The 25,511-nt window shown below is 61.9% G+C and carries 24 protein-coding genes; 12 read left to right on the forward strand and 12 right to left on the reverse strand.

Translation table 11 applies throughout. The annotated features are described in order from the left end of the window. The first annotated feature begins 2 nt into the window (after positions 1-2). From rpsK to bfr, 6 genes are all read left to right on the forward strand, one after another. The gene (gene rpsK / locus C5F70_RS27890) at positions 3-392 is read left to right on the forward strand and encodes a 30S ribosomal protein S11 (protein ID WP_002555466.1); all 390 of its coding nucleotides are present in this window, start codon (positions 3-5) and stop codon (positions 390-392) included. Positions 393-410: 18 nt separating this feature from the next. Continuing rightward, positions 411-1,031 carry a 30S ribosomal protein S4 gene (gene rpsD / locus C5F70_RS27895; RefSeq protein WP_003176404.1) on the forward strand — a complete coding sequence of 207 codons (621 nt, stop codon included), beginning with the start codon at positions 411-413 and terminating at the stop codon, positions 1,029-1,031. A 22-nt stretch (positions 1,032-1,053) separates the two neighbouring features. Further along, entirely contained in the window at positions 1,054-2,055 is a 1,002-nt protein-coding gene (rpoA, locus tag C5F70_RS27900; RefSeq protein WP_003176403.1) for a DNA-directed RNA polymerase subunit alpha, read from the forward strand. Between the two features lie 41 nt (positions 2,056-2,096). Further along, positions 2,097-2,483: a 50S ribosomal protein L17 gene (rplQ, locus tag C5F70_RS27905; protein WP_003176402.1), complete on the forward strand. Its 387-nt coding sequence runs from the start codon at positions 2,097-2,099 to the stop codon at positions 2,481-2,483. A 239-nt stretch (positions 2,484-2,722) separates the two neighbouring features. Then, positions 2,723-4,171: a catalase gene (locus C5F70_RS27910; protein ID WP_079444808.1), complete on the forward strand. Its 1,449-nt coding sequence runs from the start codon at positions 2,723-2,725 to the stop codon at positions 4,169-4,171. A 155-nt stretch (positions 4,172-4,326) separates the two neighbouring features. Beyond that, positions 4,327-4,791 (forward strand): bacterioferritin, encoded by a 465-nt coding sequence (gene bfr / locus C5F70_RS27915; protein WP_104904365.1) that lies wholly within the window; start codon positions 4,327-4,329, stop codon positions 4,789-4,791. A 66-nt stretch (positions 4,792-4,857) separates the two neighbouring features. On the opposite strand, the gene uvrA is transcribed toward bfr, so the two are convergent. Next, positions 4,858-7,692 carry an excinuclease ABC subunit UvrA gene (gene uvrA / locus C5F70_RS27920; RefSeq protein WP_017849544.1) on the reverse strand — a complete coding sequence of 945 codons (2,835 nt, stop codon included), beginning with the start codon at positions 7,690-7,692 and terminating at the stop codon, positions 4,858-4,860. 178 nt (positions 7,693-7,870) lie between these two features. Between uvrA and C5F70_RS27925 the strand changes: the two genes are divergently transcribed. Both C5F70_RS27925 and C5F70_RS27930 read left to right on the forward strand, forming a co-directional pair. Beyond that, entirely contained in the window at positions 7,871-9,265 is a 1,395-nt protein-coding gene (locus tag C5F70_RS27925; RefSeq protein ID WP_017849543.1) for an MFS transporter, read from the forward strand. A 9-nt stretch (positions 9,266-9,274) separates the two neighbouring features. Next, on the forward strand, positions 9,275-9,790 hold the full coding sequence (locus C5F70_RS27930; RefSeq protein WP_017849542.1) for a single-stranded DNA-binding protein: 516 nt from the start codon (positions 9,275-9,277) through the stop codon (positions 9,788-9,790). Between the two features lie 80 nt (positions 9,791-9,870). Here C5F70_RS27930 and C5F70_RS27935 read toward each other — a convergent pair whose 3' ends face one another. Then, entirely contained in the window at positions 9,871-10,695 is an 825-nt protein-coding gene (locus tag C5F70_RS27935; protein ID WP_017849596.1) for an alpha/beta fold hydrolase, read from the reverse strand. Positions 10,696-10,948: 253 nt separating this feature from the next. Here C5F70_RS27935 and tam point away from each other — a divergent pair, with 253 nt between their 5' ends. Further along, the gene (gene tam / locus C5F70_RS27940; protein ID WP_102617005.1) at positions 10,949-11,710 is read left to right on the forward strand and encodes a trans-aconitate 2-methyltransferase; all 762 of its coding nucleotides are present in this window, start codon (positions 10,949-10,951) and stop codon (positions 11,708-11,710) included. Positions 11,711-11,731: 21 nt separating this feature from the next. On the opposite strand, the gene C5F70_RS27945 is transcribed toward tam, so the two are convergent. Then, entirely contained in the window at positions 11,732-12,295 is a 564-nt protein-coding gene (locus C5F70_RS27945; RefSeq protein ID WP_102617004.1) for a cysteine hydrolase family protein, read from the reverse strand. A gap of 97 nt (positions 12,296-12,392) precedes the next feature. Here C5F70_RS27945 and C5F70_RS27950 point away from each other — a divergent pair, with 97 nt between their 5' ends. Beyond that, on the forward strand, positions 12,393-13,364 hold the full coding sequence (locus C5F70_RS27950) for a GlxA family transcriptional regulator (protein ID WP_046482562.1): 972 nt from the start codon (positions 12,393-12,395) through the stop codon (positions 13,362-13,364). A gap of 165 nt (positions 13,365-13,529) precedes the next feature. Here the strand turns inward: C5F70_RS27950 and C5F70_RS27955 are convergent, their stop codons facing one another. Continuing rightward, complete coding sequence (locus C5F70_RS27955) at positions 13,530-17,777, reverse strand: DEAD/DEAH box helicase (protein WP_104904366.1); 4,248 nt, start codon at positions 17,775-17,777, stop codon at positions 13,530-13,532. Positions 17,778-17,943: 166 nt separating this feature from the next. Between C5F70_RS27955 and C5F70_RS27960 the strand changes: the two genes are divergently transcribed. Beyond that, entirely contained in the window at positions 17,944-18,828 is an 885-nt protein-coding gene (locus tag C5F70_RS27960; RefSeq protein WP_026140363.1) for a sugar nucleotide-binding protein, read from the forward strand. A 136-nt stretch (positions 18,829-18,964) separates the two neighbouring features. On the opposite strand, the gene C5F70_RS27965 is transcribed toward C5F70_RS27960, so the two are convergent. From C5F70_RS27965 to C5F70_RS27985, 5 genes are all read right to left on the reverse strand, one after another. Next, positions 18,965-19,663: an OmpW family protein gene (locus C5F70_RS27965; protein ID WP_017849590.1), complete on the reverse strand. Its 699-nt coding sequence runs from the start codon at positions 19,661-19,663 to the stop codon at positions 18,965-18,967. Between the two features lie 94 nt (positions 19,664-19,757). Continuing rightward, positions 19,758-20,279, reverse strand: coding sequence for a DUF3299 domain-containing protein (locus C5F70_RS27970; protein WP_046482555.1), 522 nt, complete (start codon positions 20,277-20,279; stop codon positions 19,758-19,760). A gap of 11 nt (positions 20,280-20,290) precedes the next feature. Next, a complete protein-coding gene (locus C5F70_RS27975; RefSeq protein ID WP_104904367.1) occupies positions 20,291-21,556 on the reverse strand; it encodes an ABC transporter permease in 1,266 nt (421 codons plus the stop codon). Between the two features lies 1 nt (position 21,557). Further along, complete coding sequence (locus C5F70_RS27980; protein WP_046381886.1) at positions 21,558-22,268, reverse strand: ABC transporter ATP-binding protein; 711 nt, start codon at positions 22,266-22,268, stop codon at positions 21,558-21,560. A gap of 6 nt (positions 22,269-22,274) precedes the next feature. Beyond that, complete coding sequence (locus C5F70_RS27985) at positions 22,275-22,880, reverse strand: DUF2796 domain-containing protein (protein ID WP_102617002.1); 606 nt, start codon at positions 22,878-22,880, stop codon at positions 22,275-22,277. Positions 22,881-23,012: 132 nt separating this feature from the next. Between C5F70_RS27985 and C5F70_RS27990 the strand changes: the two genes are divergently transcribed. Beyond that, positions 23,013-23,363: a hypothetical protein gene (locus C5F70_RS27990; protein ID WP_017849585.1), complete on the forward strand. Its 351-nt coding sequence runs from the start codon at positions 23,013-23,015 to the stop codon at positions 23,361-23,363. 101 nt (positions 23,364-23,464) lie between these two features. On the opposite strand, the gene trxA is transcribed toward C5F70_RS27990, so the two are convergent. From trxA to C5F70_RS28005, 3 genes are read right to left on the reverse strand one after another with little or no spacing between them, the layout of a single operon-like run. Continuing rightward, positions 23,465-24,337 carry a thioredoxin gene (gene trxA, locus C5F70_RS27995; protein WP_102617001.1) on the reverse strand — a complete coding sequence of 291 codons (873 nt, stop codon included), beginning with the start codon at positions 24,335-24,337 and terminating at the stop codon, positions 23,465-23,467. Between the two features lie 32 nt (positions 24,338-24,369). Next, entirely contained in the window at positions 24,370-25,032 is a 663-nt protein-coding gene (locus tag C5F70_RS28000) for a methyltransferase (RefSeq protein ID WP_017849583.1), read from the reverse strand. Continuing rightward, positions 25,029-25,484 carry a YbaY family lipoprotein gene (locus C5F70_RS28005; RefSeq protein WP_104904368.1) on the reverse strand — a complete coding sequence of 152 codons (456 nt, stop codon included), beginning with the start codon at positions 25,482-25,484 and terminating at the stop codon, positions 25,029-25,031. The genes C5F70_RS28000 and C5F70_RS28005 overlap by 4 nt, the downstream gene beginning before the upstream one ends. Positions 25,485-25,511: the final 27 nt, after the last annotated feature.

A 25,511-nucleotide genomic window follows, 5' to 3' on the forward strand; every position in this document is an offset into this window, starting at 1 on the left:
TCATGGCAAAACCTGCTGCTCGTCCTCGTAAAAAAGTTAAAAAGACAGTGGTTGATGGCATCGCCCACATCCATGCTTCTTTTAACAACACCATCGTGACCATCACCGACCGTCAAGGTAACGCGCTTTCTTGGGCTACCTCCGGTGGTTCGGGTTTCCGCGGTTCCCGCAAGTCCACCCCGTTCGCTGCTCAAGTAGCTGCTGAACGTGCTGGTCAAGCTGCGCTGGAATACGGCCTGAAAAACCTCGACGTTAACGTCAAAGGTCCAGGTCCAGGTCGTGAGTCCGCTGTCCGTGCTTTGAACGGCTGTGGCTATAAGATCGCCAGCATCACCGACGTGACGCCAATCCCGCACAACGGGTGCCGTCCGCCGAAGAAGCGCCGCGTGTAATCCAGGAGATTGTAAAGAATGGCTCGTTACATTGGTCCAAAATGCAAACTCGCTCGTCGCGAAGGCACCGATCTCTTCCTGAAGAGCGGCGTGCGCGCGATCGAATCGAAGTGCAACATTGAAGCAGCACCTGGTATCCACGGCCAACGCCGCGGTCGCCAGTCCGATTACGGCACCCAACTGCGTGAAAAGCAGAAGGTCCGTCGTATCTACGGCGTTCTCGAGCGTCAGTTCAGCGGCTACTACAAAGAAGCTGCTGGCAAGAAAGGTGCAACCGGTGAAAACCTGCTGCAACTGCTCGAATGCCGTCTGGACAACGTTGTATACCGTATGGGCTTTGGTTCTACTCGTGCCGAATCCCGTCAGCTGGTATCGCACAAGTCGATCAGCGTTAACGGCCAGACCGTAAACGTTCCGTCCTACCAGGTTCGTGCTGGTGACGTGGTCGCTGTTCGCGAGAAAGCAAAAAACCAACTTCGCATTGTCCAAGCTCTCGATCTGTGTGCCCAACGTGGCCGCGTAGAATGGGTAGAAGTAGACACTGAGAAGAAGTCGGGCGTTTTCAAGAACGTTCCAGCTCGCAGTGATCTGTCCGCCGACATCAACGAAAGCCTGATTGTCGAGCTCTACTCCAAGTAAGGGCTAGAAAATAGGTGCATCCATGCAGATTTCGGTAAATGAGTTCCTGACACCCCGCCACATTGATGTGCAGGTTGTCAGTCCAACCCGCGCCAAAATCACACTCGAGCCTCTCGAGCGTGGTTTTGGCCACACCCTGGGCAACGCGCTGCGCCGCATCCTGTTGTCCTCAATGCCCGGCTGTGCAGTAGTCGAGGCCGAGATTGACGGTGTGCTCCACGAGTACAGCGCCATCGAAGGTGTACAGGAAGACGTAATTGAAATCCTGTTGAACCTTAAAGGTCTGGCTATCAAGCTGCACGGCCGTGACGAAGTTACGCTGACCTTGTCGAAGAAGGGTTCGGGGGTGGTTACCGCTGCCGATATTCAGCTGGATCATGATGTCGAGATCGTTAACCCCGATCACGTAATCGCTAACCTGGCGTCTAACGGCGCCCTGAACATGAAGCTCACTGTAGCTCGTGGTCGTGGTTATGAACCGGCCGACTCGCGTCAGAGCGATGAAGATGAAAGCCGCAGCATTGGTCGCTTGCAGCTTGACTCTTCGTTCAGCCCGGTTCGCCGCATCGCATACGTGGTGGAAAACGCCCGTGTCGAGCAGCGTACTAACCTGGACAAGCTGGTTATTGATCTGGAAACCAACGGTACTCTGGACCCTGAAGAGGCTATCCGTCGCGCTGCAACCATTCTGCAACAGCAGTTGGCTGCGTTCGTCGACCTCAAAGGCGACAGCGAACCAGTGGTAATCGAGCAGGAAGACGAGATCGATCCGATCCTGCTTCGCCCGGTTGACGATCTGGAACTGACTGTACGTTCGGCTAACTGCCTTAAGGCGGAAAACATTTACTACATCGGCGACCTGATTCAGCGTACCGAAGTAGAACTGTTGAAGACTCCGAACCTGGGCAAGAAATCCTTGACTGAAATCAAGGACGTTCTGGCCTCCCGCGGTCTGTCCCTCGGCATGCGCCTCGACAACTGGCCGCCTGCAAGTCTTAAGAAGGACGACAAGGCGACTGCCTGATCGTCGTAATCACCGAACGTGAGTTTGGTAAGGAATGAACCATGCGTCATCGTAAAAGTGGACGTCACCTGAGCCGTACCAGCTCGCACCGTAAGGCCATGTTCCAAAACATGGCGGTGTCGCTGTTCGAGCACGAGCTGATCAAAACTACACTGCCGAAAGCTAAAGAACTGCGTCGCGTTGCTGAGCCGCTGATCACTTTGGCTAAGACAGACAGCCTGGCTAACCGCCGTCTGGCCTTCGACCGTACTCGTTCGAAAGCTATCGTTGGTAAGCTCTTCAACGACCTGGGCAAGCGTTACGCTACCCGTGAGGGTGGCTACCTGCGCATCCTCAAGTGCGGTTTCCGCGCTGGCGACAACGCGCCTATGGCGTATGTCGAGTTGGTTGATCGTGCTACTGCCGGCGAAGCTGTAAGCGCCGAGTAAGACGACAGTCTGTTACGAAGAACCGGGCCTAGCGCCCGGTTTTTTGTGCGCGTAAGAAAAGCGCCATGGATACAAGCGTGCATCGATCTGGCCGCGGCATTATGGGCGTCGGGTGTATTGGTAGTAATTTTCTATTGATGTCCACAATTTAATGAATTTGTAGACGTCATGTTGATGATCAATACTCACTGCAAGCCGATTAGCCGGCAGTTCCAAGTCCGACCTGAGGAAGATTGAACATGAGCCAGAACAAAATTCTTACCACCGCCAGCGGCGCTCCCGTGGCGGATAACCAGAACTCCCGTTCCGCCGGCCCGCGTGGCCCGTTGTTGCTCGATGATTTTCACCTGATCGAGAAGCTCGCTCACTTCAACCGCGAAAACATCCCTGAGCGTCGCGTACACGCCAAAGGTTCGGGTGCTTACGGCACGTTCACCGTCACCCGGGACATTACTCAGTACACCAGCGCCAAGCTGTTCGAGGCCGTTGGTAAACAAACGCCGACCTTTCTGCGTTTCTCCACGGTTGGTGGCGAACGTGGTTCGGCGGATACCGAGCGCGACCCTCGTGGCTTTGCCTTGAAGTTCTACACCGAAGAAGGCAACTGGGACATCGTCGGTAACAACACCCCGGTGTTCTTCATCCGCGACCCACTCAAGTTCCCTGATTTCATCCACACTCAAAAACGCCTGCCGCAAAGCAATCTGAAAAGCGCGCAGATGATGTGGGATTTCTGGTCGCACTCCCCGGAGGCGCTGCACCAGGTCACCATCCTATTTTCCGATCGCGGTATCCCTGACGGTTACCGCCACATGCACGGCTTCGGTAGCCACACCTACAGCTTGATCAACGCCAAGGGCGAGCGGCACTGGGTGAAGTGGCACTACAAGACCAAGCAAGGCATCAAGAACCTGGCACCGGCCGAGGCGGCACGTTTGGCCGGTACCGACCCTGATTACGCACAGCGCGATCTGTTTGGTGCGATCGAGCGCGGGGATTTCCCGAAATGGCGCGTCTGCATTCAGATCATGACCGAGGCCCAGGCCAACGCACATTACGAGAACCCCTTTGACGTGACCAAAACCTGGTCGCAGAAGGAGTTCCCGCTGATCGAAGTCGGTGAGCTGGAGCTCAACCGTAATCCGCAGAACTACTTCGCCGAAGTGGAACAAGCGGCGTTCGGCCCGAGCAACATGGTCCCGGGTGTTGGCCTGTCGCCGGACCGCATGCTGCAAGGTCGCGTCTTCGCTTACGCAGATGCCCACCGCTACCGTATCGGCACCAACCACCAGCAATTGCCGGTGAATGCCCCACGTAGCCCGGTCAACAGCTACCAGCGTGATGGCTCGATGGCCTTCGGCAGCAACGGTGGTGCGGCGCCCAACTATGAGCCAAACAGCTACGCCGACGCGCCGAAACAAGCGCCACAGTACGCCGAGCCCGCATTGGCCCTGAGCGGTGCCGCGGATCGTTACGATCACCGCGAAGACACCGACTATTACAGCCACGCCGGTGCGCTGTTCCGCCTGATGAACGATGAGCAGAAAGCCTTGCTCACCGGCAACATCGCAGGCGCCATGGCGGGGGTTTCCAGTGATGTGGTCCAGCGTCAGTTGCAGCACTTCTTCAAAGCCGATCCGGCTTATGGAGAAGCAATCGCAAAGGCGCTGGGTGTATCGATTAACTGACTCTAAACGATAAGCAGAACCGCCCTCATTTGGGCGGTTTTTGCGTTAATTCAGCTGCTTTTCTCAGGAAATCTTCACTTTTCAGCCGTTGGCTCCGTGACCTATGGGTCAGCATGGTTCAAACTAAAGACTTTCAAGCAGGGAGATGTAGGGCGATGCAAGGTCACCCCGACGTAATCGATTACCTCAACACGTTGCTGACGGGCGAACTCGCGGCTCGTGACCAATATTTCATCCATTCGCGTATGTACGAAGACTGGGGCTTTACCGAGCTCTACGAGCGTATCAACCATGAGATGGAAGAAGAGACCCAGCACGCCGACGCATTGATGCGCCGTATCCTGATGCTCGAAGGCACGCCACGCATGCGTCCTGACGACTTGGACGTAGGCACAACGGTGCCTGAGATGCTCGCCGCTGACCTGCGCCTCGAGAACAGGGTCCGTGCAGCGCTGTGCAAGGGCATCGAGCTGTGCGAGCAGCACAACGACTATGTCACCCGTGAAATTCTGCGCGTGCAGTTGGCCGATACCGAAGAAGATCACACCTACTGGCTGGAAAAGCAGCTGGGCCTGATCAAGCTGGTCGGCCTGGAGAATTACCTGCAATCGCAGTTCTGATTCCCGGCTGTAAAAAAGCCCCTGTCACCGTTGAAGTGACAGGGGCTTTTTATTGGGCCGGATAAATCAGGCCCGGTCGCGCGCGAGCAACGGTTTCAAGTAGTAACCCGTGTGCGATTGCGGCATCTCGGAGACCTGCTCCGGCGTACCTACCGCGATGATCTGACCGCCCTTGGAACCGCCTTCCGGCCCGAGGTCGACCAGCCAGTCGGCGGTCTTGATCACATCCAGGTTGTGCTCGATCACCACCACGGTGTTGCCGTGGTCACGCAGGCGGTGCAACACATCCAGCAATTGCTGAATGTCCGCGAAGTGCAGGCCCGTGGTCGGCTCATCGAGGATATACAGGGTTTTACCGGTGTCGCGCTTGGACAGCTCGCGAGACAGCTTGACCCGTTGCGCTTCACCACCGGACAGCGTGGTCGCCGATTGCCCCAGCTTGATGTACGACAAGCCCACATCCATCAGCGTCTGTAGCTTGCGCGCCAACGCCGGAACCGCGTCGAAGAACACCCGCGCTTCCTCGATGGTCATCTCCAGGGTTTCGTGGATGTTCTTGCCCTTGTATTTGATCTCAAGGGTTTCGCGGTTGTAGCGCTTGCTCTTGCACACATCGCACGGCACGTAGATGTCCGGCAGGAAGTGCATCTCCACCTTGATCAAGCCATCGCCCTGGCACGCTTCGCAGCGCCCTCCCTTGACGTTGAACGAGAACCGGCCCGGCCCGTAGCCCCGCGAGCGGGATTCCGGCACGCCGGCGAACAACTCGCGAATGGGCGTGAACAGCCCGGTATAGGTCGCCGGGTTGGAGCGGGGGGTACGGCCAATTGGGCTCTGGTCGATATCGACCACTTTGTCGAGGAGCTCCAGGCCCTTGATGCTGTCATGCGCAGCCGCTTCCAGCGTGGTCGCGCCGTTCAGGGCGGTGGCGCTCAACGGGAACAGCGTGTTGTTGATCAGCGTCGACTTGCCGGAGCCGGAAACACCGGTCACGCAGGTCAGCAGACCCAGCGGAATTTCCAGGTCGACATTGCGCAGGTTGTTGCCGCGCGCGCCCTTGAGGTGCAACGCCATCTTCTTGTTGCGTGGCGTGCGCTTGGACGGCACTTCAATCCTCACGCGCCCGGACAGGTACTTGCCGGTCAGCGAGTCTGGATGAGCCATCACTTCGGCAGGCGTGCCTTGGGCGACGATATGCCCACCATGCACGCCAGCGCCCGGGCCGATATCGACCACATAATCGGCCAGGCGAATCGCGTCTTCGTCGTGCTCGACCACGATCACCGTGTTGCCGATGTCCCGCAGGTGTTTCAGCGTGCCCAGGAGGCGATCGTTGTCGCGCTGGTGCAAGCCAATCGACGGCTCATCAAGGATATACAACACGCCCACCAGGCCGGCGCCGATCTGGCTGGCCAGGCGGATGCGCTGGGCTTCACCGCCCGACAAGGTATCCGCGCTGCGGTCCAGCGACAGGTAATCCAGGCCGACGTTGACCAGGAACTGCAGGCGCTCGCGAATCTCCTTGAGGATCTTGTCGGCAATCTCCCCACGGCGTCCGGTCAGCTTGAGTACGCCGAAATATTCACAGGCGTCGCCAATCGGCAGGTTGGTCACCGCCGGCAGGGTCTTCTCGCCAACCCATACGTGCCGCGCCTCACGGCGCAGGCGGGTGCCTCGGCAATCCGGGCAGGGCTGGGTGCTGAGGAACTTGGCCAGTTCTTCCCGCACGCTCGCCGACTCGGTCTCGCGGTAGCGGCGTTCGAGGTTGGGTACGATGCCTTCGAACGGATGCGAGCGCTTGACGATATCGCCACGGTCGTTGAGGTATTTGAAGTCGACGTTCTGCGAGCCGCTGCCGTTGAGAATGACCTTCTGCTGATCCGCCGGCAGTTGGTTGAACGGTACTTCCAGGCTGAACTTATAGTGCGAGGCCAATGAGCCGAGCATCTGGAAGTAATAGACGTTACGCCTGTCCCAGCCGCGTATCGCGCCTTCCGCCAGCGTCAGCTCGCCATTGACCAGGCGCTTGATGTCGAAAAACTGCTTCACGCCCAGGCCATCGCAGGTCGGGCAGGCGCCGGCCGGGTTGTTGAAGGAAAACAGCTTGGGTTCCAGCTCGCTGATGGCGTGGCCACAGATCGGGCAGGCAAAGCGTGCGGAGAAGATGATCTCTTCGCCCGGTTCGTCGTCCATCGGCGCGACCAGGGCGATACCGTCCGCCAGCTTCAGGGCTGTCTCGAAGGATTCCGCCAGGCGCTGCTGCAAGTCGGCGCGTACTTTGAAGCGGTCGACCACGACATCGATCGAGTGCTTCTTCTGCTTGTCGAGCTTCGGCGCTTCGTCCAGCTCGTACAGCTTGCCGTTGATCCGCGCACGCACGAAACCTTGCGCGCGCAGTTCTTCAAACACTGAAAGGTGTTCACCCTTGCGCTCGCGAATCACCGGCGCCAGCAGCATCAGCTTGGCGCCTTCCGGCTGGGCCAGCACCAGGTCGACCATCTGGCTGACGGTCTGGGCTTCCAGCGGGATGTCGTGGTCCGGGCAGCGCGGGATACCGACGCGCGCATACAGCAGGCGCAGGTAGTCGTAGATCTCGGTGATGGTGCCCACGGTGGAGCGCGGGTTGTGGGAAGTCGACTTCTGCTCGATGGAAATTGCCGGCGACAGGCCTTCGATGGTGTCGACGTCGGGTTTTTCCATCATCGACAGAAACTGGCGGGCATAGGCCGACAGCGACTCGACATAGCGCCGCTGGCCTTCGGCGTACAGCGTGTCGAACGCCAGCGACGATTTGCCGGACCCGGACAAACCGGTGATGACGATCAGTTTGTCCCGGGGCAGGGTCAGGTCGATGTTCTTCAGGTTGTGGGTTCTAGCCCCACGAATCAGGATCTTGTCCAAGATGGCCTCGCACGGCGGGCGTAAATAATGCCGGAGTATACGGCTAAAGACTGGATGAATATACACTGTCAAGGTGCCAGGTGCAGCCTTACATGAAACCTGCGCGGCAAACCGCCGCATATACCCTCTCAATCGATGGGACTGGTAGAATCGCCGCCGGTTCACACGAGGTTTTTCCATGCACGATCCCCACAGCGAACGCATGAGTAGCGGCGAGACCCGAGCAGCAAGCGGTCTGGCCCTGGTGTTCGCCTTCCGTATGCTTGGCATGTTCATGGTGTTGCCGGTGCTGGCGACCTACGGGATGGATCTCGCAGGCGCGACCCCCGCCCTGATCGGCCTGGCCATTGGCGCTTATGGCCTGACCCAGGCGATTTTCCAGATTCCGTTCGGGATCATTTCCGACCGCATCGGCCGCCGCCCGGTGATCTACCTCGGGTTGATCGTGTTTGCCCTCGGCAGCGTACTCGCGGCCCAGTCCGATTCGATCTGGGGCGTGATCGCCGGGCGTGTCCTACAGGGCGCTGGCGCGATTTCCGCAGCGGTCATGGCCTTGCTGTCGGACCTTACCCGCGAACAACACCGCACCAAGGCCATGGCCATGATCGGCATGACCATCGGCCTGTCGTTCGCCGTCGCGATGGTGGTCGGCCCGTTGCTGACCCGCGCCTTCGGTTTGCACGGGCTGTTCCTGGCCACCGGCGGCATGGCGTTGTTCGGTATCGTGATCGTGGCCTTCATGGTGCCGCGTTCCACCGGCACTCTGCAGCACCGTGAATCCGGCGTCGCGCGCCAGGCGCTGCTGCCGACCCTCAAACACCCGGACCTGCTGCGCCTGGATTTGGGTATCTTTGTATTGCACGCGATGCTGATGAGCAGCTTCGTGGCCTTGCCCCTGGCCCTGGTGGAAAAAGCCGGGCTGCCCAAGGAACAGCACTGGTGGGTCTATCTGACCGCGCTGCTGATTTCATTCTTCGCCATGATCCCGTTCATCATCTATGGCGAGAAGAAACGCAAAATGAAACGAGTTTTACTCGGCGCCGTCGTGACGCTGATGCTCACTGAGCTATTCTTCTGGCAGTTCGGCGACAGCCTGCGGGCGCTGGTAATCGGTACGGTGGTGTTCTTCACCGCGTTCAACCTGCTGGAGGCTTCGCTGCCTTCGCTGATCAGTAAAGTTTCACCGGCCGGCGGCAAGGGCACGGCGATGGGGGTGTATTCCACCAGCCAGTTCCTGGGCTCTGCACTGGGCGGCATCATGGGTGGCTGGATGTTCCAGCACGGCGGTTTGTCGGTTGTGTTCCTCGGATGCGCAGGTCTGGCTGCCCTCTGGCTAGCCTTTGCTGTTACCATGCGCGAACCTCCCTATGTGACGAGTCTGCGCTTGCCGTTATCGCCTGAAGCGATACGCGAAGCTGGCTTGGCCGAGCGTCTTAAGGCCGTTACAGGGGTTACCGATGCTGTGGTTATTGCTGAAGAAGCCGCCATCTACATCAAATTGGACACCGAATTATTGGATCGCGCGACGCTCGAGCAACTGGTCAACCCAGTGCCGACAGCGCGCCCAGCTTAGGAGAACGTTATGGCCCGTGGGGTTAACAAAGTCATATTGGTCGGTACATGCGGCCAGGATCCCGAAGTTCGCTACTTGCCTAACGGTAACGCCGTGACCAACCTGAGTCTGGCGACCAGCGAACAGTGGACCGACAAGCAGACCGGCCAGAAGGTCGAGAAAACCGAATGGCACCGTGTGTCGATGTTCGGCAAAGTGGCAGAGATCGCTGGTGAATACCTGCGCAAAGGTTCGCAGGTCTACATCGAAGGCAAACTGCAGACCCGCGAGTGGGAAAAAGACGGCATCAAGCGTTACACCACTGAAATCGTGGTCGACATGCAAGGCACCATGCAACTGCTCGGCGGCCGTCCACAGGGCGACCAACAGGGCCAGGGCGGCATGTCCAACTCGGCACCGCGTCCACAGCAGTCGCGTCCGCAGCCAAGCCAGCAACCACAGCGTGAGTCGCGCCCAGCGCCACAACAGGCCGCTCCGCAACCGGCTGCGGATTTCGACAGCTTTGATGACGATATTCCGTTCTAGCGCATACCGCAGCAAAACAGTTACATACTAAAAGAACCGCACGACCTTGAAGGTCGTGCGGTTTATGTACAGTACCCAGCCTAGAGCATTGCGAAACGCAACATATCTTCATTGGCTCGTTGCTTGTGCGTGTCGGTCAACCCATGCGGAGCGCCCGTATAGACCAGCAACTGGGCATGCGGGATTAGGCGCTTGCTTTCCAGTGCCGAAGATTGGATCGGCACGATTTGATCGTCATCACCATGAATGATGAGGGTGGGAATACTGAAACGCCTCAAGTCCGCTCGAAAGTCTGTCTCCGAAAATGCCTTGATGCTGTCAAAAGTATTTTTGTGCCCTCCCATTACACCCTGCATCCAGAATGAATTGATCAAGCCTTGCGAGGGTTCGACGCCTACCCGGTTGAATCCATAGAAAGGGCCGCTGGCCAGATCGAGGTAGAGCTGCGAACGGTTGGCGATGGAGTCGGCACGCATCCCGTCAAAAACTTCGATTGGCGTCCCTTGGGGGTTGCTGGGGGTTCTCAGCATCAGCGGCGTTACCGCGCAGATCAAGCCGGCCTTGGCCACGCGCGAAGTGCCATGGCGAGCGATATAGCGTGCAACTTCACCGCCTCCGGTGGAGAAACCGAAGAGGATCACGTTGGTCAGATCCAGGTGCTCGATCAGTTCCGCCAGGTCGTCCGCGTAGTGGTCCATGTCATTGCCGCCCCACGGCTGGCTTGAGCGGCCATGCCCGCGGCGGTCATGCGCGATGGCGCGAAAACCGTTGTTGGCGAAATGCAGCATTTGCGATTCCCAGCTGTCGCTGTTCAGTGGCCAGCCGTGGCAGAACATAACAGGCTGACCGCTGCCCCAGTCTTTATAATAAAGCTCGTTGCCTTCGCGAGTTGTCAGATAAGTCATGGCGTAGCTCCATTGACGTGAACAGACTTGGCGGTGGAGACCAGAAAGCCGTCCGTGGACACTACGCTGGCATTGGTATTAACGATTCGCAGAGGACCTGGCTCGTGCAGGTCTAACCTAATCTTAGTTCGGGTTTGCGCACGCTGCGCAGGGTGTGCAGGCATCTTCCGAAGGTGAGGTGATCCCTGGCGTTTGTTCTCATGGCTCACACGATTTAGGCTGTGGCCAACCTTTAAGCACAAGGAATGCCGCGATGACCTGGTCCGCCAAGCAATACACGCTGTTCGAACAACAGCGCACACGCCCCGTCCGTGATCTGGTCGCGGCCATTCCCAATACCGCGGTGCAAACCGCCGTCGACCTGGGCTGCGGCCCCGGTAATTCCACGCAAGTGTTGGCCGAGCGTTTTCCGCAGGCTCGCGTCACCGGCATGGACAGCTCCGACGACATGCTGGCCGACGCCCGCAAGCGCCTGCCGACGCTGAACTTCGAACGGGCGGATATTGGCGCCTGGAGCCCGGCGCAACCGTTCGATGTGATCCTGGCGAATGCTTCCCTGCAATGGCTGCCGGACCACGCCACACTCTACCCGCACCTGGTCAGCCAGTTGACCCTCGGCGGAACCCTGGCGGTGCAAACCCCGGACAACCTCGACGAGCCCGCCCATCGGCTGGCGCGTGAAGTCGCCGCCGATGGCCCATGGTCCGCCAGGATCGGCGCGGTCAAACACAATGAGCGGCACACGGCGAGCTATTACTACGAACTGCTGAGCAAACACTGCAGCGCCGTCGATGTGTGGCGCACCACCTACCTGCACCCGCTGGCGGATCACGCGGCTGTGGTGGAGTGGTTCAAGGCCTCGGCATTGCGGCCGTTCCTCGCACCGTTGAGTGACGACGAAAAAGCCGCCTTCCTACAGGACTATCAGGCGCGAATTACCCAGGCTTATCCGGCCCTGGCTGATGGCACCGTGCTGCTGCCTTTCCCGCGCCTGTTCATTATCGCAACCCGCTAGCCCCACGCCCGCATGTGGCGGTCAGGCCGCCGCCGCTTGCGCCTGCAAGTATTCCTGCGTCGACACCACGCTCGCATACCCAAATGCCAACGATGCCATATACGCCCCATGCACCTGCGCCGCCGGAATCACTTGCCCGTTGAACTCCTGATCCCGCGTGGCGCAGGCGTCATGGAGCACGGTGACCTTGTAACCGAGGTCCGCCGCCGCCCGTACCACGGCGTCGATGCACATATGGCTCATGCTGCCGACCACCACCAGGTCAGTGATGCTGCGTTGTTCCAGCACCGTGCGCAGTTGGGTTTCGCGAAACGCATTTACGAAATGTTTAAGCACCACCGGCTCACTGCCTTCGTTCAGCACCTTGGGGTGCAGATGCGCGCCTTCGGAGTCTGGGGTGAAGAACGGTGCATCTTCCGAGGTGAACTCATGGCGCACATGAATCACCGCATCGCCCGCCTGGCGAAATGCCTGCAGCGCCTGCGCGGCCTTGTCTGCCGCGGCTTCCACGCCGTCGAGTGGCCACTTGCCGTGGGGGAAGTAGTCATTCTGGATATCGATTAGGATGAGCGCTTGCTTGGCCATGTGTGTTGCCTCGTGATGGGTTGATGGGCGCCAGTATCTTAGCTGGCGCACCGACCGGGGATTGGCTGCACCGACAATAGCAGGGGGAAAACTGACAATGGCCGTGGAACGCTCGATCATCGAGTTGGGTGTGTTGATCTATCAGGGCGCGCAACTGGCGGCGGTGCATGGCCTGACCGATCTGTTCGGGGTGGCCAACCGGATCGCCGCCGCGCACCAATCCGCGCAATTGCCGCTGCTGCGGGTCAGCCATTGGCAGGTGGCGGCAGATGGTACGCCCGCGCGCGTATTCGCCAGCCATCCCGGCCCCGGCCAACCGCTGATGGCCGTGCTGGTGCCACCGTCGATTGGCGAATTCACCGAGCAACAGACGCCACCCGCGTTGTTGCAATGGCTACGCCAACAACACGCGGCGGGCACCGTGCTCGGTGGCGTGTGTATCGGCTCGATCATGCTGGCGCGCAGTGGTTTGCTGGACGGGCGCAGCGCCACCACCCATTGGTCTTCCGCCAGTACGTTCGCAGAGCATTACCCCGCGGTGCGTCTGGAAGCGGATAAACCGATCGTCGATGACGGCGACCTGATCACCACCGCCGGGCTGATGGCGTGGTCCGAACTGGGCCTGCGCCTGGTCGACCGCCTCATGGGGCCGAGCGTTGCGGCGGACACGGCACGCTTTCTGGTGATCGAACACAGCGACAGCGCCAGCCAGTGCGGCAGTAACTTTGCGCCGATTCTCGGGCATGGCGACGGCGCGATCCTGAAAGTGCAGCACTGGTTGCAAGCCAGTGGCGCGGTGGATGTCTCGGTGGCGGCGATGGCGCAGGAAGCCGGCCTCGAAGAACGCACGTTCCTGCGGCGCTTTCGCGGCGCAACGGGTTTGAAACCCACCGAATACTGCCAGCACCTGCGAGTGGGCAAAGCCCGGCAAATGCTCGAGTTCACCAACGGCACCATCGACCATATCGCCTGGACGGTGGGCTATCAGGACCCCAGCGCGTTTCGCGCCACCTTCAAGAAAATCACCGGCCTGGCGCCCAGCGAGTATCGCAGCCGGTTTGGTGTGTGAAGAATGTTTCGTCGTCACCGCCCGCGCTCGCCTCGTCAGCTTCCTATAGGCCTGATGATGTTCTGGCCTCATCGGGGGCAAGCCCCCTCCCACATTTGATTGTGTTCACAGATCAACGTGTGGGAGGGGGCTTGCCCCCGATGAGGCCTTCAAAGTCACCCTGACTCAATGCCTGATCAGCCTCTCCTGCACCGCCTGCTGATCCACATCCAGCAGTATCTGTTGCTTGCCAGCCACCCTCACCGCCGCCGGCAGCCCATCGCGATACACAATCCGGTTACCACTCACCGCCGGCACTTTGCTGCCCGGCAATAGCGTGCCCACCAGGTTCAGCGGATCAGCCCCGCACACCGCGATCAGGCTTCCATCATGGGCCCGCCGCCGCACCTCACGCAGCAGCGGGATCGCTTCCGGCAACGCAAACTGCTCGCCCGCCAACCCGCTGACGAACCGCCCGCCGCGAATCTCCCCGCGTGCCTCCAGGCGGTGAAAGGTGCGCAACAGTTCGCGCCAGCTCGGCAACCAATCTGCCTCGCGCTCCAGCAGTCGCCAGAACACCACGCCGTAGCGGCGCAGCAAGGTCATCGCCACATGCTCCAGGGTTTCGGCCGAGTGCGGGCCGGCGGCGGTCGACGGGCGTCGAATCAGCGCCCAGCGCCCGGCATCGTCCATGCCGCCGACAAATGCACCGCGCCCGCGCCGGCTGCTGCGCGCCTGGCGTTTACTCGCGGGTGTGGTCAGCGCACGCAGCCCGGCGAAGCTGTCGGCGTTCACCAGGCCGGCGCCGACCAGTTCCTGCAGCGCCGTTTCCAGCTCGCTGCGCAGCAGATGGGCTTCGTGGGCCAGCTCATCGAAAAACAACGCGCCGTGTTCGCGCAAGGTCTGCTGGACTTTCTGCGCCTTGGGCGACAACGTCGTGCTGTCGGTCTGTTCGGTCAGCCCGCTCCACAACGGCACCTGGCTGCGCGGCAGCAGCACCACGGGCGTGCTGCGCAGGGCGGTGGCGCCGGGCTTGTTGCTCAGGCGTGTCCACACCAGCTTGCCGCTGCGGCACAGGTCGTCGAGCCAGGTTGATGTGTAATCCTTGAGCCGCGCGCTGAGCAAGTCACTGTCCCAGGCCGAGGTGGCCGCCGCGTAGCCTTCGAACTGGGCGACGATCTGCGGCAACATCGCGCTGCCCTGGCCACGCGTACCGTCGGACAGGTGCTGCCAATCGAACAGAAAGCGCATGAAGTCCTGCAACGCCACAGGCTCGATTTCCCGGCGCAGGCGCTTGACCGTGTAGCGATGAATCCGCGCCAGCAGGTGCCGTTCGCACCATTGTTCCTCGCGGGCACCGGGGCTGAAACGCCCGCGCAACACATAGCCTTCCTGCTCCAGGCGGGCCAGGGCCTGGGCGATGTCGGTCACCGGCAGCCCAAGGGGCGCGGCGATTTCGATCAGGCTCAGCGGGCCGAACCCCCCGAGGCGCGCGCGCAGTACTTCCACCAGCGCGTCATCGAAGGTCCAGGGCTCATCGAAGCCGGGCAACAGCGGCAAGTCGTTGGGGTAAATCGCCCGCAAGCAACTCAGGCGTTCCACCGCCACCCACTGGCCTTGGGGCAGATGACAGGCGCGTCCGCCCTTGGCCAGCGTTTGCAACCACTGCCGCCATTGCGGCGTGACCTCGCTGTCGACGATGCACGCCAGGCTCATCAACGCTTCATGCATTTCATCCAGGCCATGGGGCGCCGGCCAGGCCTCTTCGCGCACGCCGGCGATGGCGTCGGCGTCCAGCGCGCCAAGGTCGTCGGTGCTCTGCGGGTCGCTCCAGCGCCGGTTGAGCACGGCCTGGGTGCGGCGTTCTTCCAGCGGCGCGTCGTCGAGAAAGGTGTAGGGCCGCGCGCTGAGAATTTCTGCGGCCATGGGCGAGGGCGCCGGCAGGTCGCGGCTGATCAGGCGTACCTCGCCGCGCTCGATGCGCCGCAACAGGGCCAGCCAGCCGTCGCTGTCCATCGCTTCGTGCAGGCAGTCATCCAGGGTTTGTTCGACCAGCGGGTGGTCGGGTACTTCGCGCTCGCCGGCGAGGTTTTCCAGGCACGCGATCTGGTCGGGAAACACGCTGGCGATCAGGTCTTCGCTTTTCATTCGCTGGATCTGCGGCGCCACCTTGCGCCCGCCGGTAAAACGCGGCAACGCCAGGGCCACCCCGGCGTTCCAGCGCCAGCGCACGCCGAACAACGGCGCGTCGAGCACGGCCTGGATCAGCAGGTGCTCGGCGGTCTGGCTGTTGAGATAACGCCACACCTCATCCAGCGCGAAACTGTGGCTGGTGGACAGCGACAGCACGATCGCATTCTCGCTGGCCGCCGCTTGCAGTTCGAAGTTGAAGGTGCGGCAGAAGCGCTTGCGCAGCGCCAGGCCCCAGGCGCGGTTGATGCGGCTGCCGAACGGCGTGTGGATGATCAGTTGGGTGCCGCCGGACTCGTCGAAAAACCGCTCCATGATCAGCGTGTCCTGGGACGGCAGCGCGCTGAGCGCCAGGCGCGCGCGGGCCAGGTAATCCACGATCTGCTCGGCGCTGGCGCGGTTCAGGCCCAGGGTGTCGGTGAGCCAGGCGAGGGTGGGCTGCAGATCGCCGGGCGTGACGCCGAGCAGTTCGTCCAACTGGCCCTGCAAACGCGCGACCGCCGCCGACAGTTCGCGGCTGCGCCCCGGCGCCTCGCCGAGCCAGAACGGGATGGTCGGCGGCTGGCCATGGGCGTCCTCGACCCGCACCTTGCCGGCTTCGACCCGCAAGATCCGGTAGGACGTATTACCGAGCTGGAAGACATCCCCGGCGATGCTTTCCACCGCGAAGTCTTCGTTGACGCTGCCGATGTTCAGGCCCTGAGGCTCGAGCAACACGCTGTAGTCGGCGTTGTCGGGGATGGTGCCGCCGCTGGTCACGGCGGTCAGCCTGGCGCCCCGACGGCCGCGCAGGGTGCCGGTCACGGCGTCGCGGTGCAGGTAGGCGCTGCGGATGCCCTGGCGGCCGTTGTAGCCGTTGCAGAGCATCTGCACCAGCGCCTGGTAATGGCGTTCATCCAGCTTGGCATAGGGCGCGGCGCGGTGGATAAGTTCGAGCAGCGCCTGTTCCGGCCATTCCCGTGCGCTGACTTCGGCGACGATTTGCTGGGCCAGCACGTCCAGCGGCGCGACCGGGATGTGCAAGGTGTCCAACTCGCCCCGGCGCACGCAGTCGAGCAGGGCGGCGCATTCGATCAGGTCATCGCGGGTGGTGGCGAACAGGCGCCCCTTGGGCGTGCCGCCGACCTGGTGCCCGGAGCGGCCGACTCTTTGCAGAAACCCATTGATGGAACCGGGCGAGCCGATCTGGCACACCAGGTCGACCTCTCCGATATCGATCCCCAACTCCAGGGATGCGGTGGCGATCAGCACTTGCAGCGCGCCAGCCTTGAGCCGTTGTTCGGCGTCCAGGCGCAACTCCTTGGCCAGGCTGCCGTGGTGCGCGGCCACGGCGGACTTGCCCAGGCGCTCGCTCAAATGCCGCGCCAGGCGTTCGGCCAGGCGCCGGGTGTTGACGAAAATCAGCGTGGTGCGGTGTTCGCGGGCGAGGGCGGCGAGGCGGTCGTAGACCAATTCCCACACGTCGTTGGCCATTACCGCTGACAGCGGCACCGGCGGCACTTCGATATCCAGGTCACGCGGGCGCGCATGGCCGATGTCGACGATCGCGCACGGACGTGCCGTGCCCACCAGAAAACGCGACACCGCCTCGATGGGTTTTTGCGTGGCCGACAGACCGATGCGTATCAACGGCTCGGCGCACAAGCCTTGCAGGCGTTCGAGGCTCAGGGCCAGGTGACTGCCGCGTTTGCTCGCCGCGATCGCATGGATCTCGTCGACGATCACCGTGCGCGTGCTGGCGAGCATCTGCCGGCCGGAGTCCGAGCCCAGCAGCACGTAGAGCGATTCCGGCGTGGTCACCAGGATATGCGGCGCGCGCTTGCGCATCAGCACGCGGTCTTTTTGCGGCGTGTCGCCGGTACGCACGGCGGTGCGGATCGCCAGCGGTGGCAGGCCCAGTTGCTGTAAATGCGCGGTGATCCCGGTCAGCGGGGTTTGCAGGTTGATCTGGATGTCGTTGGACAGCGCCTTGAGCGGCGACACATACACCACCAGGGTTTCATCCGGCAGTTGCCCGCCGTTGGCCAGGCCTTGATGAACCAGGTCATCGAGCACCGCGAGGAAGGCCGTCAGCGTCTTGCCGGAGCCGGTGGGCGCGGCGATCAGCGTCGAGCGGCGCTGGCGGATCAGCGGCCACGCCTGGGCCTGGGCGTGGGTCACCGAGGGGAAGGTGCTGCGGAACCAGGCGCTGACGGCGGGGTGAAAGCCGTTCAAGACCGTATCGGTTGTTTCAGGAAGGTTCATGATCCCTATATGCAACCGCCCGGGCCAAGTTGCAAGCCCGCACTTTGTCCGTGACGGTTGCGCTACAAACCCGCAAAATGCAACGATTCTGGCAAATACCCACGGCAAGGCTCAAACGCCTGTCGATACTAACCATCGTTCCAAACAGACCGGGCCAGCTCAATCTATGCGAATGCGCCTTATGTTGTTGGGCGGCGGGAATGCCCTCGGGCAGGCGCTGATTCGCCTCGGTGCAGAGGAAGACATCGGTTTCCTCGCCCCCAAACCGCCCCAAGACGGCTGGGATGCCGCGAGCCTTACCCAATTGCTCGACGACACCCGTCCCGATGCGTTGATCAACCTCGCCTACTATTTCGATTGGTTCCAGGCCGAAACGGTCAGCGAAAGCCGTCTGGCCGCCCAGGAGTCGGCGATCGAACGCCTGGCCGAACTGTGTCAGCACCACAGCATCACCTTGCTGCAACCGTCCAGCTACCGCGTGTTCGATGGCTCCCGCGCCACTGCCTACAGCGAAAAGGACGAGCCGGTGCCCCTAGGCCTGCGCGGCCAGGCGTTGTGGCGTATCGAACAGAGCGTGCGCGCCACCTGCCCGCAGCATGTGTTGCTGCGCTTTGGCTGGCTGCTGGATGACAGTGTCGACGGCACCCTCGGGCGTTTCCTGGCGCGGGCCGAGCAGACTGAAGAACTGCTGATGGCGGACGACCGTCGCGGCAACCCGACGCCGGTGGACGATGCGGCGCGGGTGATCATCTCCGTGCTCAAGCAACTCGATTGCGCGGCGCCGCTGTGGGGCACTTATCACTACGCCGGTCACGAGGCGACCACGCCGTTGGCGCTGGGCCAGGCGATCCTCACCGAAGCGCGCAGTTTCCGTGCGCTGGTGATCGAAGCCCCCACCGCCCAGGCCCATGCGGCTCGGCCGGATGCCGGTGAAGAACCGCAACACGCGGTGCTGGCCTGCAAGAAAATTCTCCACACCTTCGGCATCAAGCCGCGGGCGTGGCGGGCGGGGTTGCCGGCGTTGCTGGATCGGTTCTACCGCCGTAGCTGAAACACCCCAAAGCAAAATGTGGGAGGGTGCTTGCCCCCGATAGCGGTGGCTCAGTCAATGAATCTGTTGACTGACGCCGCGCTATCGGGGGCAAGCCCCCTCCCACATTGGTTTTGCGGTGTTTGTTAAATATCGCTTAGAACTTGTAGCCGATACCGACCATGTAAACGAATGGATCAACGTCAACATTGACCTTGGCGCGAGTGCCAGGCACGGCGTTGTAGTTCACTGTGGCCTTGGTGTTGATGTCGATGTAGCGCGCCTGGGCGTTGATCATCCACTTGTCGTTGATCATGTAGTCGGCGCCGATCTGCGCGGCCCAGCCCCAGGAGTTTTCGGCCTTGAAGTTGCTGAAACCGTTTTGTTTCGCGCTGCCGCTGACGCTCTCGTCATAGATCCAGGTGTAGTTGATACCGGCACCCACATACGGTTGGAACGCCGATTTGCTGTCCAGCGGGTAGTACACGACGCTCAGGGTTGGCGGCAGTTGTTTCAGGGAGCCGAGTTTACCGTTGGCTGGGCTCAAAGCGGTATTCTTGAGCTTCACGTCATGCGAGAACGGTGTGGCCGCCAGCAGTTCGATACCCCAGTGGCTGGTGAACATGTAGGCGAAGTTCAGACCCAGTTGCGTGTCGCTGCTCAAGGTCGCTTTGCCGCCCAGGTTCGTGCCGGCAATTGGGCCCTGGTCAACTTTGACGCTGCCGCTGTCGGTATTCGGGTTCACGGTGATTGCACCTGCGCGAACCAGAATGTCACCGGCCTCGTGAGCGTGGGCAACGGGGGCGGCGAGGGCGAGCGCGAAGAGTGACGCGCCGAGCAGAGACTTATTGTTCATGGGAGCTCCAGAGGACGTTTAAAGGTTGTACATCCAATGGTAAAGATCGTTCCGTTCGGTCTTTTGACGCAGCTCAATGAATGGGTGATAAGCGCTATTCCGGCAATTCGTAGACGTAAATCTTCTCGGCATCCATCTGATAGCCGGCGTCGGCCAACTCACTGGAGGACGGTTTGACCTGCATCACGCCCTCGATCCAATACGGCTGATACAGCTCGTCGAGCTTCACGCCGACTTCGCTTTTCACATGCACGATCTGGTTCGACGGCGGTGGCGGTACGTGAATGCACGCGCCGAAATACGGCACCAACAGGAACTCGGTGGTACGGCCTTCTTCACTGACTTCCAGCGGCACGATATAGCCCGGCAGGCGGATATGCCGGCCGTCGAGGCTTGGCACCACCGGTGCGTTGGGCAAGTCCTGCTTGGCCGCTGGCGCGGCCTCCACCGACAACGCATCGGCCATTTTCGACAGGTCGTGCAGCGGTTTCATATTGGGGATTTCCGGCGGCGCGTCCGCCGGGATCATCTCCTGCCAGGACAAATCCTTCGGCTGATCCTCCGCCCAGGCGGGCGCGGCCAGCAGCAACAACAGGGCAAACAGGGCACGACGCATCGAAGCCTTCCTCATAAACGTATGGACAGGCCATCGGCCAAGGATTGTCGATAGGCCCGCCACGCCGGCACGCTGCCCATCAGCAGCGCCGCCGCGAGGATACCGGCGAGCAAGCTCCATTCATACTCGCTGGGCCAGGCCATCGGCAGGTCCAGGCCGTAGTTGGCCTGCAGGTACCCGCGTGAAGCGGCGATGCACACGTACAGCAGACCCACGCCGACGATCACACCGGACAGCGCCAGGGCAAAGGCTTCGAAGATCAGCAACGTCGCGATATGCCACGGCCGCGCGCCCACCGAACGCAGGATCGCCATTTCGCGACGGCGCTCGTTGAGGCTGGTGAGGATCGCGGTGAGCATGCCGATCAAACCGGTCAGCACCACGAACAGCGAGATCACGAACAGCGCTTTTTCCGCGGTGCCCATCATGCTCCACAGCTCTTGCAGCGCCACGCCGGGCAGGATCGCCAGCATCGGTTCGCCACGGAACTCATTGATCTCGCGTTGCAGGGCGAAGGTGGAGATCTTGTTGTTCAAGCCGAGCATGAAGGCGGTGATCGCTTGCGGGGTCAGGTCCATGTTGCGCGCCTGATCGGCACTGATGCGGCCTTTGCCCTGGGCTGGCACGCCGTTGTGCCAGTCGATATGGATCGCCTCCATGCCGCCGAGGCTGATATGCAGTGTGCGGTCCACCGGGGTGCCGGTGCGCTTGAGGATGCCGACCACGGTGAACGGTTTGTCATCGTGCTTGACCAGGCTCACCACCGCCACGCCATGGGCCAGCACCAACTGGTCGCCGAGCTTGTAGTGCAGCGCTTCGGCCACTTCGGCGCCGAGTACCACTTCGAACGGATCGGTGGCGAAGGCGCGGCCGCTGGCCAGTTCGAGGTGTTGCTTGCGGCCGTACTGGTAGTGCTCGAAATAGGATTCGTTGGTGCCCATCACCCGGTAGCCGCGATGGGAGTCGCCGAGGGAGATCGGAATCGCCCATTTCACCTGCGGGTTGGCGGCGAAGTGTTCGTAGCTGTCCCAACGGATATTGTTGGTGGCGTTGCCGATACGGAACACCGAATACAGCAGCAGGTTGACTGAGCCGGAACGCGCGCCGACGATCAGGTCGGTGCCGCTGATGGTGCTGGCGAAACTGTTGCGCGCTTCAACGCGCACCCGCTCCACCGCCAGCAGCAGGCACACCGAGAGGGCGATGGCGAAGGCGGTGAGGATCGCGGTAAAGCGGCGGTTAGCCAGGCTGGCCATGGCTAGACGGAACAGATACATCTCAAACCTCTGCGGGCGTGGCGGCGCGATTGAGTTCGGCCAGCGACAGGTGACGGTCGAACAGCGGGGCCAGGCTCTGGTCATGGCTGACAAACAACAGGCTGGCGCCGGCCTCGCGGCATTCGGCGAACAACAGTTGCAGGAAGGCTTCGCGGGCGTCGTAGTCCAGCGCCGAGGTGGGCTCGTCGGCGATCACCAGCTCCGGCTGGCCGATCAGCGCACGGGCGGCGGCCACCCGTTGTTGCTGGCCGATCGACAGCGAGTCGGCGCGGCGCTCCAGCAGGGCGCTGTCCTTCAACCCCAGGTGCGCCAGCAACGCCGCGGCGGCCTGGTCGACACTGCCGTGGCGCTGTTTGGCCCGCTGCGCGCGCAGCTTGGAAAAGTGGCACGGCAACTCGACGTTTTCGCGCACCGACAGGAACGGCAGCAGGTTGAACTGCTGGAAGATGTAGCCGGTATGGTCGACGCGAAAACGGTCGCGGGCACTGGCCGAGAGTTCGGTCAGTTCCTGGCCGAGCAGACGGATGCTGCCCCGGCCGGGTGTCTGCACGCCGCCCAGCAGGCCGAGCAGGGTGGTCTTGCCACTGCCGCTGGGGCCCTTGAGAAACAGGGTCTCCCCCGGTTCCAGGCGGAACGCGGGGATGTCCAGCAACGGCGGGTGTCCGGGCCAGTTGAAGCCCAGGTCGGACAGTTCGATCAATGCGTGGCTCATGGCTACTCAGAACTTCAGGGTGGCTGCTGTGACCGTCGCTTCCACACCTTGCTGGCCGCTCGGGCCGATCAGTTGTACCTGAATTTTCTGGGTGGCGGGGAAGGTCTTGAACACCTGGCTCAGGTCGAGGTTGCTCAAGGCCGTCGGCGTGGCGCAGGTAAATTGGTAGTGGGCGTGGATTTCGCTGTGGTCGTGATGATGCTCGTGGGCGGCCGCGCCTTTGCTGTCGGTGGCGTGGTCGTCATCGTCGTCATCATGCTCGGCTTCGGGCTTGTCGCCGAACAGCGGGCTGTTGAGTTCCTGGGTGCTGACCACGCAACCGGCGGCCTTGGGCAGATTGAACAGGACGGCTGGGTTTTCCAGCTGTTTGCGCACGGCGGCGACCTTGGCTTTGTCGGCGGCGCTGGTGGCCGGGTGTTCGAACCCCACCAGGTTCATCGCCGGGCTGTCCAGCTCAAGCTCCAGGGCCTGGCCGTCGAGCACCGCGTTGAGACGGCCGACCCCGTGTTCATGGGCTCCCAGGCTGGCATGCTCATGATCATGCTCGTCAGCGGCGTGGGCGATAGCCAGTGGCAGCAGGGCAAACGGCAAAGCAAGCAGCAGACGGCGCATGGGGAAGCTCCAGAACATGAAATTTATGTTATGTGATCTTATAACAATAGTGTCGAGAGTTTGACCGTCCGCTTGGCGTTGCGCAAGCCGCATGGGAGCATGCCCGTCGGAAAAAATGCAGGAGTAGGGACGATGTTGCGGATTCGTGGAACTGTCGGCGACCTGCCGGTGGACTTGACCCTGGAGCTGGATGACGCTGATTGGGCACGCCTGCGCGCGCAGTTGCAGACGACGCCGGTGGCCAGCGCCACCGCTGCGCCGGCCGTTGCGGTCAAGCAGAACGATGACCTGTGGCAGAACGCCCAGGACCTGTTGCGCGCCGCCGGCCAGCTCAACGGGCTGGAATTGCTCGATCAACTGGAAGGACTGGCTGGCGACGCCGCAGCGGGCAAGCGCCTGCTGGTGCGCCTGCGCCATAGCGGCCAGGTCAAGGTCAGCAGCGGCGGTGATACGCCGCTCTATACCTGGATTGACCCGTTGTAGGCGCGAGCTTGCTTGCGAAGAGCGTCAACCACAACGCGCCCATCCTGAATGAATGCGGTGTCCTTGAGTGTTTCGCGAGCAAGCTCGCTCCTACAGGGCGATTAGTACAGCGCGGCGAACAGCTTGCGGCGGTACGCGGTCACCAGCGGGTGATCGTTGCCCAGCAGTTCGAACACCTGCAGCAAGGTCTTGTGCGGCAAGCCTTCGCTGTAGCTGCGGTTGCGGATGAACAGTTTGAGCAAGCCTTCCAGCGCGGCATCGTACTGCTGGCGTGCCAGTTGCTGAATGGCCAACTGATAGGCCGCTTCGTCGTCCTGCGGGTTTTGCGCCAGGCGGCTTTTCAGGTCGGCGGGGTCGGGCAGGTCGGCGGCCTGGCGCAGGAAGGTGATTTGCGCCTTGGCGCCGGCGAGGGCGGCCTTGTGCTCGTCGCTCTTGACGGCGTCGAGAACGGCCTGGGCTTCGCCCAATTCACCGCGTTCGGCCAGGCAGCGCGCGTACAGAATCAGCGCGCCGGCGTTGCTGTTGTCTTCGCCCAGCAGCGTGACCAGCACGGCTTCGGCTTCACTGATACGGCCCTCGGCAAACAGCGCCTGAGCCTGCTCCAGCGGGTCCGCCGCAGCCGGCGGCGGCATCTGCACGTGAGGTTCGAGCATCGCCCGCACCGCCGACTCCGGCTGCGCCCCGGCAAACCCGTCCACCGGTTGGCCGTCCTTGAACAGCACCACCGTCGGCAGGTTGCGAATACCAAAGCGCGCAACGATGTCCTGCTCGGCCTCGCAATCGACCTTGGCCAGCAGCAATTGGCCCTGATAACTCTCGGCGATCTGCGCCAGCATCGGCATTAACGCCTTGCACGGCGCGCACCACTCGGCCCAGAAGTCCACGAGCACGGGCTTTTCGAAGGAGTTCTGGATCACCGCCTGGTCGAACGTGGCGGTGGTGGCGTCGAAGATATACGGCGTGGGCTCACTCATGGGGCGTCTCGAATAAAGCGGGAATGGGGCAACTATAAGGGCTGGCGCCGCGAATGGTACAGGCTCACCTTGCGAAACTCCCAAGGCTCGGCCAAGTCCGGCAATGTCAGGGCATCGAGTATCGCCAGGCGCTGATAATCCGGATGCTGAAAGTCCCGCACCCGCGAGTCCGCCACCAGTGCTTCACGCCCGCGCGTGAGGAACTGGTCGAGCAGCGGCAGGTTGGCGCGGTCGTAGAGCACGTCGGCCACCAGGATCAGGTCGAAGCGGTCGGCCTCGGCGAAAAAGTCCGTCGAATAGCCCAGTTCAACCCCGTTGAGTTCGGCATTCGCACGGCAGGACGCCAATGCCAGTGGGTCCAGGTCGCAGGCCACCACTTCCAGCGCGCCGGCTTTGGCGGCGGCAATCCCGGCGACGCCGGAGCCGGCGCCGAAATCCAGCACGCGCTTGCCCGCGACCCATTCCGGGTTCGCCGCCAGGTAGCGTGCGAGTGCCAGGCCGCTGGCCCAGCAAAAACTCCAGTAGGGCGGCTCATGCAGGATGCGCCGGGTTTCTTCGGGGCTGAAGGCGCGGTCCATGTTGTCGGCGTCGAGCAGCCACAATGCCAGGTCGGTGCCCGGCAACGGGCAGGGCACCAGCTGTGCGTCGCCGATCAGGGCGCTCAGCGCCCGTTGCAGGTCGAGCGGTGGCGTCATGGTGCCCTGACGAGTTGCAGGGGGCCGGTGGTCTGGGTGATCGCCTGGGTGATGCGTACTGCGGGCAGGTGCAGGATCAGTTGGCCGGACTGGCTGGCGCGCCCGCGCAGTTCGACCCGCGCACCGGCCGGGAACGCGTCGGGGCTGAAGCGCAGGCGGAAGGCCAGGGGCTTGCCGTTGCCGCTCAGCACGCTGCTGGCGAGTAGTTGTTGCGGGCGGCTGCGGTCGTCGATCACCAACAGCGCCATTTCGACTTCGGCGCCGGCGGGCACGTTGGTCAGGCTGCCGTTGATCTCACGCTGGTAGGCCGGCAGCGGGCCGAGGTCTTCGATGCCGGGGACTTTTTTCTCTTGCGCCGGCTGAGGCTGCGGCGTCGAAGGTTTTGGGGCTTCGCTGCTGCAGGCGACCAGAAAACCGAACAAGGTGATTAAAACGAGTGGTCGTAACTGCATGTACGGCTCCAGAAAGGACAAAATCCG

The sequence above is a fragment of the Pseudomonas sp. LH1G9 genome, from assembly GCF_002949975.1.
GTDB lineage: Bacteria > Pseudomonadota > Gammaproteobacteria > Pseudomonadales > Pseudomonadaceae > Aquipseudomonas > Aquipseudomonas veronii.